The 19,093-nt window shown below is 33.9% G+C and carries 21 protein-coding genes; 2 read left to right on the top strand and 19 right to left on the bottom strand.

The window, feature by feature from the left end:
- Positions 1-81 precede the first annotated feature (81 nt).
- The 12 genes from AC2A1D_RS08605 to AC2A1D_RS08550 form a co-directional block, all read right to left on the bottom strand.
- On the bottom strand, positions 82-768 hold the full coding sequence (locus tag AC2A1D_RS08605) for a hypothetical protein (protein ID WP_484043221.1): 687 nt from the start codon (positions 766-768) through the stop codon (positions 82-84).
- Between the two features lie 97 nt (positions 769-865).
- Entirely contained in the window at positions 866-2,200 is a 1,335-nt protein-coding gene (locus tag AC2A1D_RS08600; RefSeq protein WP_484043220.1) for a trigger factor, read from the bottom strand.
- Between the two features lie 131 nt (positions 2,201-2,331).
- Positions 2,332-2,892 (bottom strand): hypothetical protein, encoded by a 561-nt coding sequence (locus AC2A1D_RS08595; RefSeq protein ID WP_484043219.1) that lies wholly within the window; start codon positions 2,890-2,892, stop codon positions 2,332-2,334.
- A 125-nt stretch (positions 2,893-3,017) separates the two neighbouring features.
- Complete coding sequence (locus AC2A1D_RS08590) at positions 3,018-5,402, bottom strand: TonB-dependent receptor (protein WP_484043218.1); 2,385 nt, start codon at positions 5,400-5,402, stop codon at positions 3,018-3,020.
- A 261-nt stretch (positions 5,403-5,663) separates the two neighbouring features.
- On the bottom strand, positions 5,664-5,996 hold the full coding sequence (locus tag AC2A1D_RS08585) for a hypothetical protein (protein WP_484043217.1): 333 nt from the start codon (positions 5,994-5,996) through the stop codon (positions 5,664-5,666).
- A 273-nt stretch (positions 5,997-6,269) separates the two neighbouring features.
- Complete coding sequence (locus AC2A1D_RS08580; protein ID WP_484043216.1) at positions 6,270-8,201, bottom strand: ABC-F family ATP-binding cassette domain-containing protein; 1,932 nt, start codon at positions 8,199-8,201, stop codon at positions 6,270-6,272.
- A 134-nt stretch (positions 8,202-8,335) separates the two neighbouring features.
- On the bottom strand, positions 8,336-8,683 hold the full coding sequence (locus AC2A1D_RS08575) for a hypothetical protein (RefSeq protein WP_484043215.1): 348 nt from the start codon (positions 8,681-8,683) through the stop codon (positions 8,336-8,338).
- A 166-nt stretch (positions 8,684-8,849) separates the two neighbouring features.
- The gene (locus AC2A1D_RS08570; RefSeq protein ID WP_484043214.1) at positions 8,850-9,530 is read right to left on the bottom strand and encodes a response regulator transcription factor; all 681 of its coding nucleotides are present in this window, start codon (positions 9,528-9,530) and stop codon (positions 8,850-8,852) included.
- Positions 9,523-10,239, bottom strand: a complete 717-nt coding sequence (locus AC2A1D_RS08565; RefSeq protein ID WP_484043213.1) for a sensor histidine kinase — start codon at positions 10,237-10,239, stop codon at positions 9,523-9,525. Before AC2A1D_RS08565 ends, AC2A1D_RS08570 begins: the two co-directional genes overlap by 8 nt.
- Before the next feature lie 35 nt (positions 10,240-10,274).
- The gene (locus AC2A1D_RS08560) at positions 10,275-10,841 is read right to left on the bottom strand and encodes a hypothetical protein (RefSeq protein WP_484043212.1); all 567 of its coding nucleotides are present in this window, start codon (positions 10,839-10,841) and stop codon (positions 10,275-10,277) included.
- Between the two features lie 75 nt (positions 10,842-10,916).
- Positions 10,917-11,654, bottom strand: coding sequence for a hypothetical protein (locus AC2A1D_RS08555; RefSeq protein WP_484043211.1), 738 nt, complete (start codon positions 11,652-11,654; stop codon positions 10,917-10,919).
- A gap of 85 nt (positions 11,655-11,739) precedes the next feature.
- Positions 11,740-12,357 carry a DUF5715 family protein gene (locus tag AC2A1D_RS08550; RefSeq protein ID WP_484043210.1) on the bottom strand — a complete coding sequence of 206 codons (618 nt, stop codon included), beginning with the start codon at positions 12,355-12,357 and terminating at the stop codon, positions 11,740-11,742.
- A gap of 324 nt (positions 12,358-12,681) precedes the next feature.
- Between AC2A1D_RS08550 and aqpZ the strand changes: the two genes are divergently transcribed.
- Entirely contained in the window at positions 12,682-13,395 is a 714-nt protein-coding gene (aqpZ, locus tag AC2A1D_RS08545; protein WP_484043209.1) for an aquaporin Z, read from the top strand.
- Between the two features lie 191 nt (positions 13,396-13,586).
- Here aqpZ and AC2A1D_RS08540 read toward each other — a convergent pair whose 3' ends face one another.
- The 6 genes from AC2A1D_RS08540 to AC2A1D_RS08515 all read right to left on the bottom strand — a co-directional run bounded on the left by AC2A1D_RS08540 (position 13,587) and on the right by AC2A1D_RS08515 (position 17,584).
- Entirely contained in the window at positions 13,587-13,991 is a 405-nt protein-coding gene (locus AC2A1D_RS08540; protein ID WP_484043208.1) for a hypothetical protein, read from the bottom strand.
- Positions 13,992-14,015: 24 nt separating this feature from the next.
- A complete protein-coding gene (locus AC2A1D_RS08535; RefSeq protein WP_484043207.1) occupies positions 14,016-14,999 on the bottom strand; it encodes a LuxE/PaaK family acyltransferase in 984 nt (327 codons plus the stop codon).
- Positions 15,000-15,182: 183 nt separating this feature from the next.
- Positions 15,183-15,959 carry a UDP-2,3-diacylglucosamine diphosphatase gene (locus tag AC2A1D_RS08530; RefSeq protein WP_484043206.1) on the bottom strand — a complete coding sequence of 259 codons (777 nt, stop codon included), beginning with the start codon at positions 15,957-15,959 and terminating at the stop codon, positions 15,183-15,185.
- A gap of 27 nt (positions 15,960-15,986) precedes the next feature.
- Positions 15,987-16,433, bottom strand: coding sequence for a 6-pyruvoyl trahydropterin synthase family protein (locus tag AC2A1D_RS08525; protein WP_484043205.1), 447 nt, complete (start codon positions 16,431-16,433; stop codon positions 15,987-15,989).
- A 57-nt stretch (positions 16,434-16,490) separates the two neighbouring features.
- Positions 16,491-17,159, bottom strand: coding sequence for a Yip1 family protein (locus AC2A1D_RS08520; RefSeq protein WP_484043204.1), 669 nt, complete (start codon positions 17,157-17,159; stop codon positions 16,491-16,493).
- Between the two features lie 35 nt (positions 17,160-17,194).
- On the bottom strand, positions 17,195-17,584 hold the full coding sequence (locus AC2A1D_RS08515) for an acyl-CoA thioesterase (protein WP_484043203.1): 390 nt from the start codon (positions 17,582-17,584) through the stop codon (positions 17,195-17,197).
- A 72-nt stretch (positions 17,585-17,656) separates the two neighbouring features.
- Between AC2A1D_RS08515 and AC2A1D_RS08510 the strand changes: the two genes are divergently transcribed.
- The gene (locus AC2A1D_RS08510; RefSeq protein ID WP_484043202.1) at positions 17,657-18,310 is read left to right on the top strand and encodes a ComF family protein; all 654 of its coding nucleotides are present in this window, start codon (positions 17,657-17,659) and stop codon (positions 18,308-18,310) included.
- 43 nt (positions 18,311-18,353) lie between these two features.
- On the opposite strand, the gene upp is transcribed toward AC2A1D_RS08510, so the two are convergent.
- Positions 18,354-19,004, bottom strand: coding sequence for a uracil phosphoribosyltransferase (upp, locus tag AC2A1D_RS08505; RefSeq protein WP_484043201.1), 651 nt, complete (start codon positions 19,002-19,004; stop codon positions 18,354-18,356).
- Between the last annotated feature and the right edge of the window lie 89 nt (positions 19,005-19,093).

The following is a 19,093-nucleotide window of genomic DNA, read 5'->3' as shown; positions in this document are numbered from 1 at the left end:
AAACCCGATAGTGAGTTAAATATTAGTTAAAAAATAAGCCAGAACAATGTTCCGGCTTATTTTATTGATTTTACGATATCCTTAGATTTTAAAATCTTCGTCTGTAACTCCCGAGTTGATGGTAACTTTAGTTGTTTTAATCGATATTTTCTGGCCATTTCCTTCTGCTTCAATTAGCTCTGGAAATTTAATTCCGTCTACAGTAAGGTAGCTTTTTACGATGGCACTTCCCTGATTTGTTTCAGATTTATATAGAAGACCTGTAGATGCATCAAAGAAGAATTTCCCCTTTTCAGAAGTAAGCACGTTATACGCTTTACCCTCTAATTGCTCAGTAGCAACAGTTGTAAAACTTGCTGCATCATATCCTAAAGCGTCGATAGTTTTTCCTTTTTTAAGCTCAGGAAGAGTTTCTGCAGGGATATCCATCTTATTACCCATTTGGTTAATAACTCCTTTTTCTCCATCAAAAACCTGAGACATCTCTTGTCCCATAACGCTTTGTACAGATTTGAATTTATTACCCATTTTCTTTGTCGTCATAGACAATTCCATCCCTTGTACAGACATTGTATTATCTGTAATGGTGGTTTTCACCGCTTCAAGTTTTGCTTTTCCTCCTAAAGCTACCAAATAATTATCTATAACTGTTTGTGCTGTAAGTTGAGATTTTGCAGTTGCTGTCGTTGCTTTTGCAGGTGCTTTCTGAGCTGCAACTGGTGCAGAAACCGCTAAAGCAAATATAAATGGAAGAATGATTTTTTTCATTTTAAAATTAAGTTTTAAGGTGTAAAGATATAGTTTTTTTCAAATAAAAATGCCGTTTGTGTGTACAAACGGCATTATAATATTTTCACAAAAGTGATTACTTTTTAAGTTCTTCTAAAAACTCGTCGTGAGAAATTGCAGTTTCTTTTTTCGCTGCTTTTTCCAAGATTACGTCTTTTAATTTCGCCATAGCAACTTCAGAAGAAAGTTGTCTTACTTGCTCTTGGTCTTTCAACATTTCAACAGCATACTTTTGGATTTCTTCATCACCTAAATGGTGGATTCCGTAGATTGCTAATTGATTTCTTACCAATTGCTCAGCTTGTCCTAAAACGTCTGTGTAATCAATTTTCACATCATTTTCAGTCATCAATTTACCTTCGATGATTTGATATTTCAATTGATTTTTTTCAGCTTCAAGAATTTCTTTTGCTTGTTCTTCAGATTGGATGTTTTGGTTAGAGAATAGTAACCATTTTACCAAGAAGTTCTCAGGAAGTTTTACTTCTTCTTTCTCAGTAACCTGCTCCAACACTTTGTTTACGAAGTGTACGTCTGCATTTTGCTGGAAGTATTCGTCTAGTTCAGTTTTTACTTTTTCTTTAAGCGCATCTTCAGTAGTGATGTTTCCTTCTCCGTAAACTTTATCGAAAAGTTCTTGGTTTAGTTCAGCTAATTTCAAGCTATAGAAATCTTTTACTTTCACTTCTACTTCAGCGTGGTGAAGGTGCTCTACTTCTTCTTTAGAGAAACCAAGTTCTTTTGCAAGCTCTTCGTTTTCAGCTAAAGTTTCTTTAGCAACTTTCACAGAACCGTCCATTTTCAAAGACTTAACCAATTTGAAAGCTTCTTTGTTTTCAGCATTGATTAAAGCACTTTTTGGAGCATGGTGGTGCTCTCCTTCAGCATCTTCTTCTACCACTTGAGAAATCTCTAGAGCTACGTAAGAATCTTTGTTGATTTTTTCTTGAGGCTCTTGTGCAGCGAAACGCTTTTGCATGTTTTCGATGCTTTTATTGATTTCTTTCTCAGAAGCTTCTACTTTGTAATGAGGCGCTTCATATTTAGCAAGATCAATAGAGAATTCTGGTTCAAAACCTACTTCAAAAGCCACTTCGATCTTATCTGCGTTGTAGTTAAGTTCGTTTACCGGCTGTGGAACAGGCTGTCCTACCAATCTTAATTTGTTTTCGTTTACGTAGTTATTAAGAGCATCAGAAACTTGCTTGTTGATTTCTTCAAACGCGATTCCTGCTTCATATTGTCTTCTTACCATGCTCAAAGGCACTTTACCTTTTCTGAAACCAGGTACTTGTGCATTTTTAGCATAATTGATCAACTGCTTCTCTACTCTATCTTTGTAGTCAGATTTTTCTAATGTAACTGTAAGCAATGCACTTACATCATCATGATTTTGAGCTGTAACGTTCATTATCGATTAAATTTTTAGGTTGCAAAAATATAAATTTTTTATTAAAATACGTCTATGCTATTCTTAATAAAAACATAAAAAAAGGCATTAATTACTAATGCCTATCAAAACTCATTTATTTTTATTAAATATTAATGTACTTCCACAACAATATCCACATCGGTTTCACCACCTTGAGTTTGCCCTAATTGATTACTCGCAGAAGGATAGTCTTGGTTTACTGCTGTAGGATTGTGAACCAACTTAATGTTCACTTTTCCTGTTGGCAATACGGAATTTACTGTCCATTCAGTTTTTAAACCCAGTTTTTGATTATCGGTTCTAATAATATCATTGGCAGATCGTAAAACTGTAAAATTAGCATCCGCCAAAGCATAAGTAATGAAATGATGGTCTTTTTCTTCCTCAATTTCTTCTGAAGAATCGTAATGATCGCCATGTTTTATTTGAAAATCTAACTCGGTTGAATACGTATTTCCAGCCACCAAATGAATATGATTATCCGCAACTCCCGAAATCACATTTACAGTCTGAACATCGGTTGCATCGGCTTTATTGGTAACCTTCAAGACTACTCTTCCGATTTCGTCGTGCTCGAAAACGTCTTCCGGAACGGCATCGTCTCCGTTTCTACAAGAAGAAATAATAAATGCAGCCAATAAAACTAAACTAAGTTTGAATATATTTTTCATAATAATTTTAAATGTTATAAGTATCCGTTTTTTATCAAAAGAAAATTTTTAACGCTTACGTCGACAAGCTCAGTAACCTTATTTTTTGACTCCGATAAAAAGTGGACGAAAAAAAAGGTAAATAATTAAAAATTGTATTTCAGAGTAACTACAAAGTTTCTTCCCGGCTCGTACATGTAATATCGAAGACGGTTCAGGTATTCTTTGTACTCTGTATTAAAAATATTGTTGATTCTGAAATTCACATTCAGATTCTTCACAATATCTGCTCCTACAGAAGCATTAAAAATTGAATAAGCAGCTGGTGTAGAACTGAAATCGACTACTTCATTATACTCTACTCCATCTTTAATAAAGGTAACCGGAAGATTTCTAATCGGGTAACGATTTTGCTTGAAAGTTGTTTGATTTTCTAAGCTTAGATAGAAATTTTTAGGTTTATTTAGAGTAAAATCTAATGAATTTCTCAGCTTTGCAGGCATCATCAAAATCAGTGGTTCATCATTCGAAAGGTCGTCACCTTTCAAAATGCTAAATCCAGATTTCCATTTGATGTTATCGGTAACTTTTAGTTCCGCATCAGCATCAACACCAAGAATTCTCGCTTTAATTTGTTGATACGTCCACACCGGGAAAACTCCACGATTGGAATTCATCACGCTCGTCGGAATTTGATTAATAAAATTCCCCGAACTCATCAAATAAGGGTTTATTTCCACATGAAGACCTTTCAACACATTAAATTGTCCTGCCAAAGAAAGATTCACATTATAAATTGTTTCTTTTTGAATGCTTAAATTTCCTTCTTCCATAATCGCAGCAGAATGATGTAATCCGTCAGAAAAAAGTTCGGCTGGATTGGGCGTTCTTTCAGCCCTGGAAAGATTTAATTTCAATTCAACATTCTCAAAAGGCTTATAATTTAAACCCAAATTTGCCGATACATTATGATAGTCTAAAATAGGTCTTGTAAGCGTTCTGCTTCCCGATTCGCTCACCACAAATTCTGGGAAAAGTTCTTGATAATTGGCTTCCCATTTATCGGTATCATAATATTTATAAGCATCATATCTGCTGAAATCATATCTTACTGCTGCTTCTGCATTCAATTTAGAAGTAAATCTATATTTGAAAACAGAAAAAGCTCCCGCATCGTAGCGATAATAATCTGGAATTAAACGTCTTGCTTTCGTTGCAGGATTCGGGTAATTATCCTGAAAATTTCCAGAAATACCACTTTCCAAGCTCCAATTTCCTCTTTCTAAAAGATGAACAAGACTTGCAGAATGCGTTATCAATCGAAGATCCATCGAAGGAAGGTCGTTCAAATCACCTCTCCTAATGTCGTATTCTTTTCTTCTGTTTAATTGAAAACTATACTGAAAACTCAGTTTCCCAAAATCTGCAAACCTTTTATAAGCCGAAATTTTCGCTACATGGTGCTCTACTTCTTGCTTGGGATGGTCAATATCATAACTGAAATTATCTAAATAATAAGACTGTCCGAAATTCACCGCATTGTAGAAATCTTCCGGGCTCGATAAATGCGCGCCTTTGTAAATTCCAAACTCCTGGTTTACACCGCTGTACGACACATCAAAACCTTGCTTAAAACTATGATTCCCGAAAGAAAAATTAAACGAATTAAATTCCTGACCAGTATTTTGCAAAGTATGATGCGGAATGTATTGGTCACCGGTTTTTCTGTACGTTCCACCCGTCTTTACAAACCATTGGTTTTGCCAGGTTTTTGCAGCATTTACGCCAATTTCGCCACCTCTTCCGTTAGAAATTCCCGATAAACGTATATTTCCCATCACGGTATCTTTCTTCGGTAAAACTGCGGGTTCCAAAACCACAACACCACCAACTCCTTCATTTCCGTACTTCAATGCTGAAGCGCCTTTAATGACATCAATATGTTCAAAATCGTTCACATCGATATTGGGAGCGTGCTCTACACCCCATTCTTGCTCTGCCATTTTCACACCGTTGTTTATGGTAGAAATTCGGCTTCCATACAAACCTCGAATGACGGGTTTGGCGATATTATTTCCGGTTTTCAACGTAGAAACTCCGGATAATTTTGACAATAGATTTCCTAGATTTTCAGTAGAATTTCTTTCAATTTCCGAGTGATCCAAAGTCGTCATCACCACAGAACCTTTGGTTTTATGACTTCCGTGGATAGTAACGGTCTGAATTTCTCCTACATGATGTTCTAGCGTAATTGCCAAATGCAAATCTCTATCGACTCCCACATTTTCAGTATAATTGTCGCATTGCGGATGTTTGGCAACGAGCTGATAATTTCCTGCAGGAATTTTTGTAAAGGTAAAAACACCTTTTTTATCTGTTTTTGCAGAGAATTGCCCCAATTTCACCTCTGCATTTTCAAGCAAAGTTTTATCGTGAAAATCCTGAACAGTGCCTTGAACAGTAAAAGTTTTTTGTGCGTTTATAATCACTAATCCAAAAAGGAAAAGCATGAAGCTGTATATCAATTTCATTGTATCATAGATTAAGTACTGCATTTTGCTTATAGCGAATAGCTTTTAGCATTGTTGCAGTAGATTGACGTTTTTCAACATCAATTTTTCGTAAAAATTTTAGTGAAAATAGATTTTTACTGATGTAATTTTAGGTATAAGTTAAATACAATCAGATTTAAAACTTTGGAAAGAAACGTGTATTTAATGACGGTTTTCGCCCATTAAACAATGTAAATTCTAAAAAATTAAATTAAAAAAATCCGTAAAAGAATCTAATGATTATGAAATTGCGGGCGGGCCGCGAAGTTGAAAGGTAAATTTAGTTTGAGACCAGATTTTCTCCTGTATAGCAAAAGTCTGCTCTGCTTCGTGCGTATGTTTAATTAACGTAAAACTAAATTCTTCAGGTACAAGTGTATGTCCTGTTGCTACAAAATGACACGCAAGACAGTCGCCTTTATCTTCTTTAGCATCAGTTTTTGTAAAAGAATTATCTGATTTTTTGATTTGAAAAGTCTTCAAAGTATCAGAAAAATCGTGTTCGTGGAAAGTTTGAGAAAACAACGCAAAAAAGTAAATCCCAAACAGAAGTCTGGAGATAAAACTTTTCATTGTTCTACTTTTCTTAAAAACCATTCGGCAAAATTATAAAAAAATTAATGAAACCTGTTTAAATAAAGGTTAAAATTCGATAGTAATTTAAAGTTAACATCAAAATTCATTTAAAAAACAAACACCATAATTGATTATTTTGTTGAAATTAACAGGTCGCTCCTACGGAGCTCTGCTTTTCAAACGCATCATTAGCTATTAACAGTTTGCTCCGATGGAGCAAAAAAAAGATGAACGCTTGTTCATCTTTTTTATTAAATATATCTCAAAAATTTAGTTCAATTGAGTTCCCAAATGTTCCCATTCTTGCAAAGCAAGGTCTAGGTCTTCTTTGGTTTTGTTGTATTGTTCCAAAGTTTCGTCTGAAGGATTGCTTTTTGCAAAAGAAGCTTCGAATTCTTCAATTTTCAGCTCAAGTTCAGAGATTTTCTCTTCTACTTTTTTCAGTTTGTTTTGGATATTTTTTTGTTCTTTACTTACAATTGTTGAGGATTGTTGGTTATTGGTTGAAGGTTTTTCTTCCTCTTTTTTAACCTCAACTTTTGGAGCTTCGTTGTGTAGTTTTGCTTTTTCCGCAGAGATTTCTCTAATCGATTCTTTTTGTCTGAACTCAAGATATTCGTTGATGTCGCCTAAGAATTCTTTCATTCTACCATCACGGAATTCGTAGATTTTGTCGCAAAGCCCTTGTAAAAATTCTCTGTCGTGAGAAATTACGATAAGCGTACCTTCAAACTTCTGCAACGCCAATTTGATAATTTCTTTAGATTGAATATCCAAGTGGTTCGTAGGTTCGTCCATAATCAACGTATTGAACGGACGTAGAAGCAATTTACAAAGCGCCAAACGGTTTCTTTCACCTCCGGAAAGCACTTTCGTTTTCTTGTTCACCGCTTCACCTTGGAAAAGGAAAGAACCTAATAAATCTCTTACTCTCGGTCTGGTTTCTTCGGTTGCCGCATCTTCTGCTTCTTCCTGAACGGTTTTATTCGGCGTTAAAACTTCTTCCTGGTTTTGTGCAAAATAACCAATATTTACGTTGTGACCTAAGTTCCAGCTTCCAGAATAATCTTTAATATCACCTGCTAAAATCTTCGCTAAAGTCGTTTTCCCTTGTCCGTTTTGCCCTAAAAGCGCAATTCTATCTCCTCTTTGAACGATAAAATCTACATCATCAAAAATCTGTTTTTCGCCATACGCTTTTCCAAGATTTTCAGCTTCGAAAATTACTTTTCCAGGAACAACAGACTGCACAAAACGAATATTGAATTTAGAAACATCTTCGTTATCTACTTCAATACGCTCGATTTTGTCTAATTTTTTAATCAAAGACTGCGCAAAAGAAGCTTTTGTAGCACTCGCACGGAATTTATTGATGTTATCTTCCATTTGCTTAATCTCCGCATCCTGATTCTTTTTTGCTTGAATCAGTTTTTCGCGGCGATCTTCACGCATTACCAAATATTTAGAATAATTGGCTTTATAATCATCAACTTTTTTATTGTTAATATCGAAAGTACGGTTGCAAACGGCAGTCATAAACTGTTTGTCGTGACTTACTAGAACGATCGCTCCAGGATAATCTTTCAAGAAATTTTCTAGCCAGATAATCGATTCCATATCCAAGTGGTTGGTTGGCTCATCGAGAAGCATGATGTCGTTCTTTTGAAGAAGTAATTTTGCCAATTCGATTCTCATTCTCCAACCTCCAGAAAATTCGTCGGTAATTTTTTTGAAATCATCCGCTTTAAAACCAAGTCCGAAAAGTACTTTTTCCATATCGCCTTCCAAATTGTAGGCGTCATGGTTCATTAAAAGGTCGTTCAGCTCAGTCATTCTATTAATCAAATCTGTGTAAGAATCACTTTCGTAGTCTGTTCTTACGGTCATTTGATGGTTTACGTCTTCCAATTCATTTTTCCAAGCATTAATTTGCTCGAAAGCTTGCATGGTTTCGTCCCAAACTGTTCTTCCTTTCACAAAATCAAGGTCCTGTTTTAAGAATCCAATGGTGATGCTTCCTTCGGGAACTACATTTCCTTCATAGAAAGAAATTTCTCCAGAAAGCATTTTCAACAAAGTAGATTTACCTGCTCCGTTTTTACCAACTAAACCAACTTTATCATCTTTTTTGATGGTAAAATTGACGTTTTGAAACAAATACGTTCCTGAATGATGTAATCCTAAACCTTGAACCGAAAGCATTGATTTTTATTTAAAATTGATATTGATTTTTCGCGTGCAAAAGTACGGAAAAAATACAGGATTTAGCAGAAATAAAAAAGAGTCGCCAAAAAAGACGACTCGATAACAAAACTATTAACTAAAAAAACTTTTTTTCAATTCTGCTGAACTATGGGTTCTACATAATCTTCGGGAAGTGTGCTTTCCGCAAGATTTACAATTTTGGTTACTTCAAAAGAAGTAGGCCCTGTCTGAATAATGGCAAATCTACTGTCTGTAGTTCCTATTGAATCATGAAAAGGTGTGGCTTTTACAATTCCTTGAGGCGTTTTTACATCTGCAGTAATTTCTTTTAGCAAACAAATGCCTCTACTTTTGGCTTCCCAAGTTGTATTGGGAGTTACAGAATAACTATCATCCGAACAAAATACGCTTACATAAATTGCTTTTCCTTCTGCAATGTAAGGTGTTGAGTTTACAATTTTCACTAATGAATAAGACATAATTTCTATGATTTTGGTTATTGGCTTCCTACTCTTTTTAGGTTTTTCGGTTACACCTTGTTTTTATTTAAAGCTTTAATTAAAAGAACATTACAAAGTTGCATCAGAAAAAAATCTGTTCCTAGAGTATAAATAACCAAATAAAAAATTCCGCATTTCTACGGAATTAATATTTTATGTCTACGTTAAAAATATCATTTATCACTGCGTAAATCACAATCCCTACAGTGTTTTTAACGCCGAGTTTATCGATAATTCTCTGCCTATGACTTTCTACAGTACGCTGGCTGATAAATAGTTTTTCGGCGATTTCTTTATTGGTAAATTCCTGACAGATTAATCGCACCACGTCTTTTTCGCGTTCTGATAATTCGTCTTCAATATCAAAAAGAGACTTTTGCTTTGTCACGTTTTCTTTGAAGGTTGCCAACATTTTCAAATCTTCTTCTGACAAATACACCCCTTTTTCGTAAACGCTTTTTATAGCATGAATAAAGGTTTTCTTATCTGAGTTTTTAGGCAAAAAAGCCGAAACACCCAATTTAATCATATGACCAAACACAGAGGTTTTGTAATGGGAAGAAAGTATAATGATTTTGAGATCCGGATATAATTCTTTTACTTTTTCAACCAAAGCAAATCCATCCATCGGTTCCATTTGGATATCAGACAAAATAACATCCGGAAAGTCTTCAGCGGAAAGTTCCTGAAGTTTTACCAGAAAATCTTCTCCACTGTTCGCCATTAGATTTACAGTAATTTGCTTATCGCTGGAAAGAAGCATTTTTACCCCTTCCAAAATAAGCATCTCATCATCTACCAAAGCTATTTTTATTAAATCATTCATTTTTCAATGGTATTTTCATAATTAATCTACTTCCCTTTCCTAAAATGCTTTTCCATTTAAAATCCGCATTCATAGATTGGAGTCTTGATTCGATATTCTTAATTCCCATGCCTTTTTTCACCTTTTCATAATCAAATCCTTTCCCGTTATCTGAAATGACAGCAAAAAGCACTTTTCCGGAATCTCTGATTATAATGGTAACATCTGAAGCTTGCGAATGTTTTATTACATTGGTCGTAAACTCCTGTATAATGCGGTAAATCTGTACCTCAACAAAAATATTTTTCTTTTGATACGCCTTCGTCTGGAAAAGAGTTATGTTGATACTTTTAGATAGATTTACAATTAATTCTTCTACATAAAGAATAAAACCTAACTTTTCTAAATTTACCGGATACAAACTATGAGAGATTTTTCTGGTAGAATCTACCAATTCTTTAATTTGCCCAGAAATTACTTTGGAAGCGTTTTCATCTTCAATTTCTATGTTTTGAAGCCATAGAGAGAGAATATTTAAACGATTTCCCAAATCATCATGCACAGCTACCGCAATTCTTTTACGTTCTTCTTCCTGAGCTTTTACGTTTTCTAGCGCTAAATCTTTCTGATGCTGAATTTCCGCTAAATTTTGAGCATCTTTTTCTTTAATAATGCGGTCTACAAAAGTTTTGTAAGCTAAAAGAATAAAGAATACGACAACTGCGAGCATCGCAATTATCAAAACAAGCAGTCTGATATTTAGGGTTACTTCTTTAATTTCAAAAATCGGTATAAAAGTGTACTATACAACAAAGCAGCCAACACAGTATTTATTCCTAAGATTAAATACAGACTTTCTTCAGATAAATTAGGCAATTGAGACTGTACCACAAAAATAAGCACAGAAACAGAATAATAAAAGAAAATACCCGCATCTACCAAAACAAAACGATCTATTTCTTTCCCTGTTTTTATCTGTCGGAGCAAATAGGTTGCTGCCAAACAAATAATGATAATATTGGAAATCACTTTTGCCAAATCTGGGTTGAAACCTATATTTGGGAAATAGCTTATCCCTAAAAAAACTGCAACAAGTAGAACCGCAATTGCGGAGAAAATTTTAGAAAGATGAAGCTTCTTAAAAAACAGAGTAGATAAAAGTAAAAACTCACCAGAGATATATACCAGATATAAACTAGACATATCTTTGATGACCATCACTTTCGGTACAACAAATGAAACAAACTCAATTAAAAAAAGAAAACTTATATAATACAAGTACATTCTTTCTTTGTTGGTAAGCCTTTTAAAATTCATCAAACCTACTATCACATTTAGCGACAGTAGAATATAATTTATGTATAAAAAAGTCCAATAGAAAGTCTCCATCAGCATAGTAAAATTTCTCTAGCCTAAATCCTGAACATTACAAAGTGGCGGACAAGGTTTTGCGTAATCATAAGTATTAGATTCTACTTCCATACTTTGCCCTAAAAGAGCATCATAAAAAGCAATGAAAATAAGTGCAGGAAGCTGTTTATTATAAACCGCCGAATATTTCAACCCAAAAACTGTTACAAATCTTACTCCGGAATCTGCATCTGCAAACTTATCTGCGGGTACATAGAATTTTTTAAAAATATCTTTCCCTCCATTAATATTTTGCTCTGCATAAAACCAATCAAAAGCATTCTCTTGCCACAATTGTATTGCTTCTACTGCTTTATCTTGTCCAATAATAGGTTTGTTCATTACCGGTAAAAAAACATCGTCGTCATTGTCTACTTTTTTCATATCTGAAGAAAGCACAGACTTTTTCACCACACTATATGTTTGCTTTTCCGTAAGACAAATATCTGATTCTAATGCTTTAAAGTAAGAATATTGATATTCCTCCATCATAACTGCATTACCAGTTTCATCGAGAGGAGTAAGAATAATAATAAGTTGATTTGGGTCTATAATCCCTATTTCTGCGCAGAATTCTTTATTTCGGTTATGTTCTCTAACGTACCTAACCTGAGAATTATCGATGTTAAAAATACTATTTCCGGCAAAAGCAAGCTCAATTGCTGTTAAATTACTTCGGCAATCATTCCAACGCGAAATAGCATCCAGATACTGCTGTGTGTTTAGGGTTCCCATAATTTTAGTTTAGTTTAAGTTTTATTCAGTAAAAATACCGAATCTAAACTTGCTACACAAACCCCAAGAATAGGATATTTTAATTTTAATAGTTTTTAACGGTAACGTGAAAACAGCTTTGCTGCTTTTCTTTGATATAAAAAATCCGGCCTTGGTTATAATAATATTTTAGAACTTTTTCTAATTCTGCTTCCAGTTTTTCGTCGGGCCTATGAACGCCATTAAACCGCACGTAAGAAATATCGAAAGAATTACCATAATTATGAGAGCTTATTCCCAAACTTGCATTAGAATTTACTTTTCTTAATCTGCATTGGTCGTGAAGCGTACGAGTAATAGATGTAACGGTAAAGTAAGAACCTCCTGTATTTTTGCTGAAACGAGATGCAATTCTCTCTAAACTCAGATACGCTTTTGAAACCAGCCAAGCCCTACTGTAATCTAATTTTTGTACGCGATAACCTTTCCCGGTTTTCTTTACCTTATGAAATTTACCATTATCAACGTATTTCTGTACAGTAGAGGTGGTTTTTAAAATCTTTATATTAAAACTTTTAGACGCATCTATATGCGGCTTGTATAAAGCTGTTGGCTCTACTTTTAAAATCTCATCAAGATCGTAACAAGGCAAATCTTCTTCCTTTTCCTGACCAAAACATTGCGACAAGAAACATAAAAAAACTACAAAAAATATTCTCTCCATTTTAATAGTTTACTCTAAGTTTTACTGTAAAAATATATGATTTTTATCTCAAATAACCCAACTTTTCAAGATGCTTTTTTTGTATTTTTTTAACTAAAAACAACTAAACAGCACAAAGTTTCAAAAAAAATACAAACACAATATAGACCAAAAAAGTTTTGCAATACCTAAATATAATTAATTATTGATGTTAAATTATCTTAAAAAGACCCCAGAAAAACAAAATTAACCACTATAAATACAAAATAAATTTACAAAAAATAAAAATTGTTAACAAATATTAAAATTCGTACATTCGTTACATTAACAAAAAATAAATACAAGATGAATTCAAACACTTCAAAATTTGTTGCCGAAATGATCGGTACAATGGTACTTGTTCTCATGGGCTGCGGAAGCGCAGTAATTGCCGGTGCAGACGGCACAACGGGAGTTGGACTTTTAGGAATCTCCTTTGCTTTTGGGCTAAGTGTAGTTGCAATGGCTTATGCAATTGGGCATATTTCAGGATGCCATATCAATCCTGCAATTTCTATTGCAATGGTCGCAGCCGGAAGAATGAAAATGAGTGAAGCAATACTCTACATAGTTGCCCAAATTGCTGGTGCCATTATCGGTGCAGGAATTTTGTACGTCATTTTCACCAATCATCCAGGAGCTGTAATGGCACCATGGGCTTTAGGATCAAACGGATGGGGAACTGGCTACCTCGATCAATACAATACTACAGCAGCATTTGTAGCAGAATTTGTTTTCACGTTTATCTTCTTAATGGTTATTTTAGGTTCAACCTCATCAAAAAACATCAACGGAGGCTTTGCTGGTTTAGCGATTGGTTTTTCTTTGGTATTAATTCATATTGTTGGTATTAAAATTACCGGAGTTTCTGTAAACCCAGCAAGAAGTATAGGACCTGCAATCTTCGCACAAGGAGAAGCCCTTTCACAACTTTGGTTATTTATTGTTGCACCCATTTTAGGAGGAGTTGTTGCTGCATTTACATTCAATTTCTTGATTGAAAAACCAGAAACTAACTAAATAAAAAACTTCATAATAACAAGAAATCCTGTCGCTCTGACAGGATTTTTTTATTTCAGCTTTCGAATATCGAAAGGATTTTTAAAAATTAATTCTTCATGCTTTCCCTTTACTTCCATCTTTTTCTGAAGCAAATTATGTGCTAATTTCCGCATAAAAAGCTCTTTATCATTCAGATTCCAATAAGAATCTTAATGCAAATTTTTGGGTTTTCGGATGAAATAAAATTCAGTTTCCCAAGAATCTACATTATGATAAAACTCCACAATACCGCAATGTTCCGGAATCAAATCATGATCTACCATCCCCATCGGCAACAAAAAACTAAAAGCATTGCAAACGTAATCGCCTGAAGAAATTTTTTCATGTTTTAAAAATTTTTCTCCAGTGGTATGATGGGTGTAGAACTTTTTAAAATCATTTTTGAAATCGCTTTTCGATAATTTAATTTCAATTTCATGGCTAAAACCTTCGGAATTGATAATTAAAATATCCGCTTCCCAATCTCCCTGAAAATGATTCGTTAACACCATTTCTCTCTCAAAATCACATTGAGAATGAATGTAAGCGTGAACTAATTCTTCTATTTTCAACACTTTTCTTTAGTTTTTAAAATTCAATCAGGAAACGAGAAGACTACACCCACGAATATCCGAATGATCGATACGTCCCAAAACCTGAAACTTCCCTCCTGGAAGAGTTTTTCCTAAATCTTGCGTAGCAATAAAAGAACAAGAGTGAATATTCGCTAAATCAATAATATTAATTGCGCCTGTTCTCCCTTCCTTTTCATACCCAAAAGGATCTTCAGCATTTCTTACCAAAACACGCATCCAATTTGGGCATTCATAAATATTTTCACCTAAAGAATATGCTTGCGAAAGCAACTCTGTCATAGAATATTCTGAGTAAATTTTCTCGGTTTTAAAACCATTTTTCAGAATCAAAAGAAGCTCATCTTTTGTCATTTCTTCTTTTCGGCCTTTCATTCCGCCAGTTTCAATTATGGTAAGAAAGTCGGAATAATCAAGTATTTGAGCGTGTGATTGACAATAATCCAAAAAATCTAAAAGCGCAAAAGAAACCCCAAAAAGAATTACTTTTTTACCTTTCAACTCGTTTAAAAGTTTAAATAAATCTTCATGATTATACAAAAAATAACCATTTTCTGGCTTGGCAGATTTTTTCATTAAATAATCTACCATATATATTAAGGACGAATTTTGTTTCTCCAAATAACTAGGGAGCAATCCCAAGAAAATAAAATCTTCTGGTTTGCCAATAAATTGCTCGAAACTCTTGTAAATACTTTCCTGATACAAAGTTTCATCGGCAATATGATGTTTAGACAAATTCATCTGAGTGGTTCCAGAGCTTTGAAAAAATAAATCTGAACTTGCATTTTTATCTAAAATCTTATGATTTTTGAACATCTCAATCGGCAAAAAAGGAATTTCCTCAAGAGTTTTCACTTCTTCAGGTTTTACATTAAGATAATCCACAAATTTTCTGTACACCTCAATATTTTGGTACTGAAAACGAAAATTTTCGAGACAAACTGTCAGAAAATCAGACTCTGTCTTTATGTCAAAAATATTTTTCAAAGAAAAATTATTATGTTTTTGATTCATTAAAAATCACTTATGATTAAAAAACTAAATTTAACTAAAAATTATTCACCAAAAAGTTATTTTGGTCAATTAATTGCATTAATGTCACCGGAATATGGATTTTAGAAAATCTTTTTGATTTTCTATGAAGAATTACCTCTTTTGGGGTAATTTTTTTTATTTCCCGCCGAAAGTATTCAAACGGAAACCTTCTTCATCAAATTCCCCGAAGGTAAAATAAGAAATCCAATCGCCAAGATTTATATACTTCGCTGTTTCGCCCAAGTTTAAAACCATTGGCAAATGACGATGACCGTAGATAAAATAATCAATGTTCTGAGTTTTAAGCTTTTCTTTAGAGTAAATAATAAGAAACTCTTTATCTTCTCCTAAAAACTCTTTGTCTTCTTCGCCAGAAATCATTTTATTTTTCTGAGAAAGATACAATGCAATCTTCATCGCAATATCGGGATGAAGCCATTTAAAAAACCATTGTGCAATAGGATTGGTAAAGACTTTTTTCATTCTTTTATATCCTTTATCACCCGGTCCTAAACCATCTCCGTGCGCAAGCAAAAATTGCTTTCCTGCGATTTCAAAATACTGTTTTTTGTAGAAAACTGTGCAACCAATTTCTTCTTCAAGGTAATCTTTCATCCAAAGATCGTGGTTTCCTACAAAGAAATAAATATGAATGCCGTGGTCTTTTAACTCTGCAATTTTCCCTAAAACACGTACATAACCTTTAGGAATTACGTGATTCCATTCGTGCCAAAAATCAAACAAATCTCCCATTAAAAACAAAACTTGCGCATCGTTTTTAATTTCGTTCAACCAATGAATAAATTTCTGCTCCCGAATCTTACTTTCTTTGGGATTCGGTGCACCAAAATGCTGGTCTGAAGCAAAATAAACTTTTTTACCCGGTTCTAAATTAATGGTTGTTTTAAGCACTTTTCAGAATATATTTTCAGTAAAAAATTATTGATTATCTTCTGCAAACCACTCTCCGTAAGAGTTTTCTGTTTCGTGAAGTTTTAAATACGCTAAAGAAATTCCTTCCGGAAGTTTAGATTTTATTTTCGCTGCAATAGCGTATAACATATTTTCGCAAGTAGGCTGAAATGTACAGTAAATAACTTTATGCCCTTGATTTTCCAACCCTTCTCCCAATTCTTTATGAGGCGAAAGACCGTTAATTAAAACCGCATGGTCCCAAACATCTACAATTTCAGATTTAACGATACTTTTAATATCACCAAAATCTACCACCATTCCGTTTTTCGGGTTCTCCAAATCATTAATTGGCTTTCCTTTTACCGTTACAAACAGTTTATAGGAATGGCCGTGCATATTTTTACATTTTCCGTCGTAATTGTACAGCACATGCGCTGTCTCGAAGGTGAAAATTTTTGTAATACGTATCATTTTGCAAAGATAGGGAATTTAGCTGTACAAGTTTCTACCACTAGAAGCAAAGACAAATCAACTAAAACCACCTGCGAAAAAGAAAATAAGAAGAATCGGAACTAAAATTACCGCAATAGGCAACAAAAGATTAACAATAGCTTTCCCGATAGAAAATTTTTGAACTTGTGAAAGACCAATAACAAGTAAAACGAGTGAAAACAAAGACAAAACAACTCCAATTAACGAAAAAACTGAACTGAAAATATCCACAAAAAAATTTCCAGAATCATATTCTGCACTGGTAAAAGCATTTTTCCCATGTACTATAATTTGAGGTATTAGAAAAGCAAGGGATAAGACTGAAGGCATCATTGCATAAGCCATCATTCTAAAAATCGAAAAAGTACCACCTTTTCCATCCAACCATTTACCCGTCCAGCTTAACAGTGCTGCAAAAATATAATAGGAAATCCACCCTAAAAAACCACCAAAAATAATACTGATTAAGAGAATAAAGAATAAAGAATTATTCTCGCCCATGTTTTTTGATATTGCTCTGTCAAGCGACTTTGCAACACCCTCTAAAAAAAGAAGAATGTAAAGATATTTTTCGTAATGTTTATCATTAATGTATTTAAAAATTCTTTTAGGCTGAGTCCAAATTTTAGTAAAAATATCTTGATCTGTAATTACATCATACTTCTCAAACTCTTCAAAATGATTTCCTTCGTTAAATGTTTCCATGTAGTTTTTTAAAACACGAAAATAATCATATCAACCTAATCCTCCAAAACATCCAGCCAATTCGCATCCAATCTTTTCACGCGCTGCGTTTCTTTATCCACAAAAACCCAAAGTGTTAAAGAATCGACGACCAAAAAATCGTTGCAATAAAACTCAACTTTTCGAGGTTGGCGAATTCCTTCCGGAGGTTTAGGATAAGTTCGAACTGTAATAACATCTCCTAAATACACTTGCTTTTTGTAGTGAATGTGATGGTCTACCAACATCCAAATATCATCAGGAAACTCTGTTTTGTGCTTTACAAAATCCCAGTGCGCTCCCGCAATTTCTTCCACCCAATGCACGTATTGAAGATTGTTTACATGATTATTGGCATCAATATGTTGTTCTGTGACTTGTATTTGTCTTTCAAAAATCAAACTCATATCCAAAGATAACAACTTAAAAAGTATTTGCGCAGCAAGTAATTCATTAAATTAGCTTTATAAAACACACAAATGTTGATAGATTTACTTTTCCCGAACCGTTGCCTTGGCTGCAATCGAATTATTGATGGCGATGATATTGTTTGCCCAATTTGTGTTGAAAAAATTCATTTTACGCACATCGATTTTTACGAAAATAGTTACATTAAAGAAAAATGTAATTTGCTTTTCCCGGTAGAACATTCTTTTGCTTTACTACAGTTTGAGAAAGAAAGTCTCAGCAGAAAAATTATTCATGAATTAAAATATAAAAGTCGAGAAAAAACAGGAAAAACCCTTGCTGAATGGACGATTGAAAGACTGCAATTCCACAAAAACAAACCAGATTTGTTCGTTTCCGTTCCTTTGCATCCAAAAAAATTAAAAGAAAGAGGCTATAACCAACTTCATTTGTTTACAGAAACTTTGTCTCAACATTATGAAATTCCTTTTAGCCATAATTTAATTCAAAGAAATCATTATTCAAAAGCGCAAGCTTTGAAGAATCGGGAACATCGACTACAAAGTGAAAACCCGTTTTCTCTTACCCGCAATATTTCAAATCAGCACATTTTATTGATTGATGATGTTTTTACCACAGGAAACACGCTTTCGTCTATTGCTTGGGAAATTTTAAAATCCGGAAACAATAAAGTGAGTGTTTTGGTAATGGCGATGGATGAGTAGTTTATAAGTAATGAGTAATGAGTAATGGGCAATGAGCAATAATTTATCTCTGCAATTTTTCACCGTAGCTCAAATCTCCTGCGTCACCTAAACCTGGAGTGATGTAACCTTTTGAAGTTAAATTTTCATCGATTGCTCCAACCCAAATTTTAGCGTTTGGATATGCTTTTTCAATCGTTTCAACGCCTTGTTTTGAAGCAATTGCCGCCACAATATGAAGCTGCGAAGGATTTCCATTGGTTAAAAGATCTTTAATCGCTTCAATTAAAGAAGCACCTGTTGCTAACATTGGGTCTGCAACAATCAAAGGTCTTCCGTCGATATTCGGACATGTTAAATAGTCTTGTTTAATAGAAAAATAATCATTGGCGTCGTGTTTTCTGTACGCTGCAACGAAACCACAGTCTGCTTTATCAAAATAATTCAAAATCCCTTCAAACAAAGGAACTCCTGCTCTTAAAATTGTTGTAATAACAGGTTGAACGGCAATTTCTTTTACTTTAATTGAATCTAAAGGCGTCTGAATTTCGATTTCTTTTTGTTCCAAACCTTTACTGATTTCAAAAGCAGCAATCTCACCGATTCTTTCCATATTTCTACGGAATCTCATTCGGTCTTGCTGAATTTCGACATTCCTTAATTCGTTAATCCAAGAATTAACTAGAGAAAACTGTTGTGAAAGAACTACTGTCATTGTTATTAAAAATTTGAGCCTAAAATTACTTCAATACTAAGTTTGGCTAAAGCCAAATGATTTATTTCTTATCAAAACGGGCTAAAGCC

The organism is Chryseobacterium sp. HNCC26DJ239 (assembly GCF_057180445.1).
This window is presented reverse-complemented; position numbering and strand designations above follow the sequence as displayed.

Excerpts from the sequence above, each read along its gene's own strand:
- AC2A1D_RS08595 (WP_484043219.1), bottom strand. The coding sequence starts at position 2,892 with ATGAAAAATATATTCAAACTTAGTTTAGTTTTATTGGCTGCATTTATT.
- AC2A1D_RS08590 (WP_484043218.1), bottom strand. The coding sequence starts at position 5,402 with ATGAAATTGATATACAGCTTCATGCTTTTCCTTTTTGGATTAGTGATT.
- AC2A1D_RS08550 (WP_484043210.1), bottom strand. The coding sequence starts at position 12,357 with ATGGAGAGAATATTTTTTGTAGTTTTTTTATGTTTCTTGTCGCAATGT.
- AC2A1D_RS08605 (WP_484043221.1), bottom strand. The coding sequence starts at position 768 with ATGAAAAAAATCATTCTTCCATTTATATTTGCTTTAGCGGTTTCTGCA.
- upp (WP_484043201.1), bottom strand. The coding sequence starts at position 19,004 with ATGACAGTAGTTCTTTCACAACAGTTTTCTCTAGTTAATTCTTGGATT.
- AC2A1D_RS08575 (WP_484043215.1), bottom strand. The coding sequence starts at position 8,683 with ATGTCTTATTCATTAGTGAAAATTGTAAACTCAACACCTTACATTGCA.
- AC2A1D_RS08510 (WP_484043202.1), top strand. The coding sequence starts at position 17,657 with ATGTTGATAGATTTACTTTTCCCGAACCGTTGCCTTGGCTGCAATCGA.
- AC2A1D_RS08525 (WP_484043205.1), bottom strand. The coding sequence starts at position 16,433 with ATGATACGTATTACAAAAATTTTCACCTTCGAGACAGCGCATGTGCTG.
- AC2A1D_RS08520 (WP_484043204.1), bottom strand. The coding sequence starts at position 17,159 with ATGGAAACATTTAACGAAGGAAATCATTTTGAAGAGTTTGAGAAGTAT.
- AC2A1D_RS08515 (WP_484043203.1), bottom strand. The coding sequence starts at position 17,584 with ATGAGTTTGATTTTTGAAAGACAAATACAAGTCACAGAACAACATATT.
- AC2A1D_RS08600 (WP_484043220.1), bottom strand. The coding sequence starts at position 2,200 with ATGAACGTTACAGCTCAAAATCATGATGATGTAAGTGCATTGCTTACA.
- AC2A1D_RS08585 (WP_484043217.1), bottom strand. The coding sequence starts at position 5,996 with ATGAAAAGTTTTATCTCCAGACTTCTGTTTGGGATTTACTTTTTTGCG.
- aqpZ (WP_484043209.1), top strand. The coding sequence starts at position 12,682 with ATGAATTCAAACACTTCAAAATTTGTTGCCGAAATGATCGGTACAATG.
- AC2A1D_RS08570 (WP_484043214.1), bottom strand. The coding sequence starts at position 9,530 with ATGAATGATTTAATAAAAATAGCTTTGGTAGATGATGAGATGCTTATT.
- AC2A1D_RS08555 (WP_484043211.1), bottom strand. The coding sequence starts at position 11,654 with ATGGGAACCCTAAACACACAGCAGTATCTGGATGCTATTTCGCGTTGG.
- AC2A1D_RS08565 (WP_484043213.1), bottom strand. The coding sequence starts at position 10,239 with ATGCTCGCAGTTGTCGTATTCTTTATTCTTTTAGCTTACAAAACTTTT.
- AC2A1D_RS08580 (WP_484043216.1), bottom strand. The coding sequence starts at position 8,201 with ATGCTTTCGGTTCAAGGTTTAGGATTACATCATTCAGGAACGTATTTG.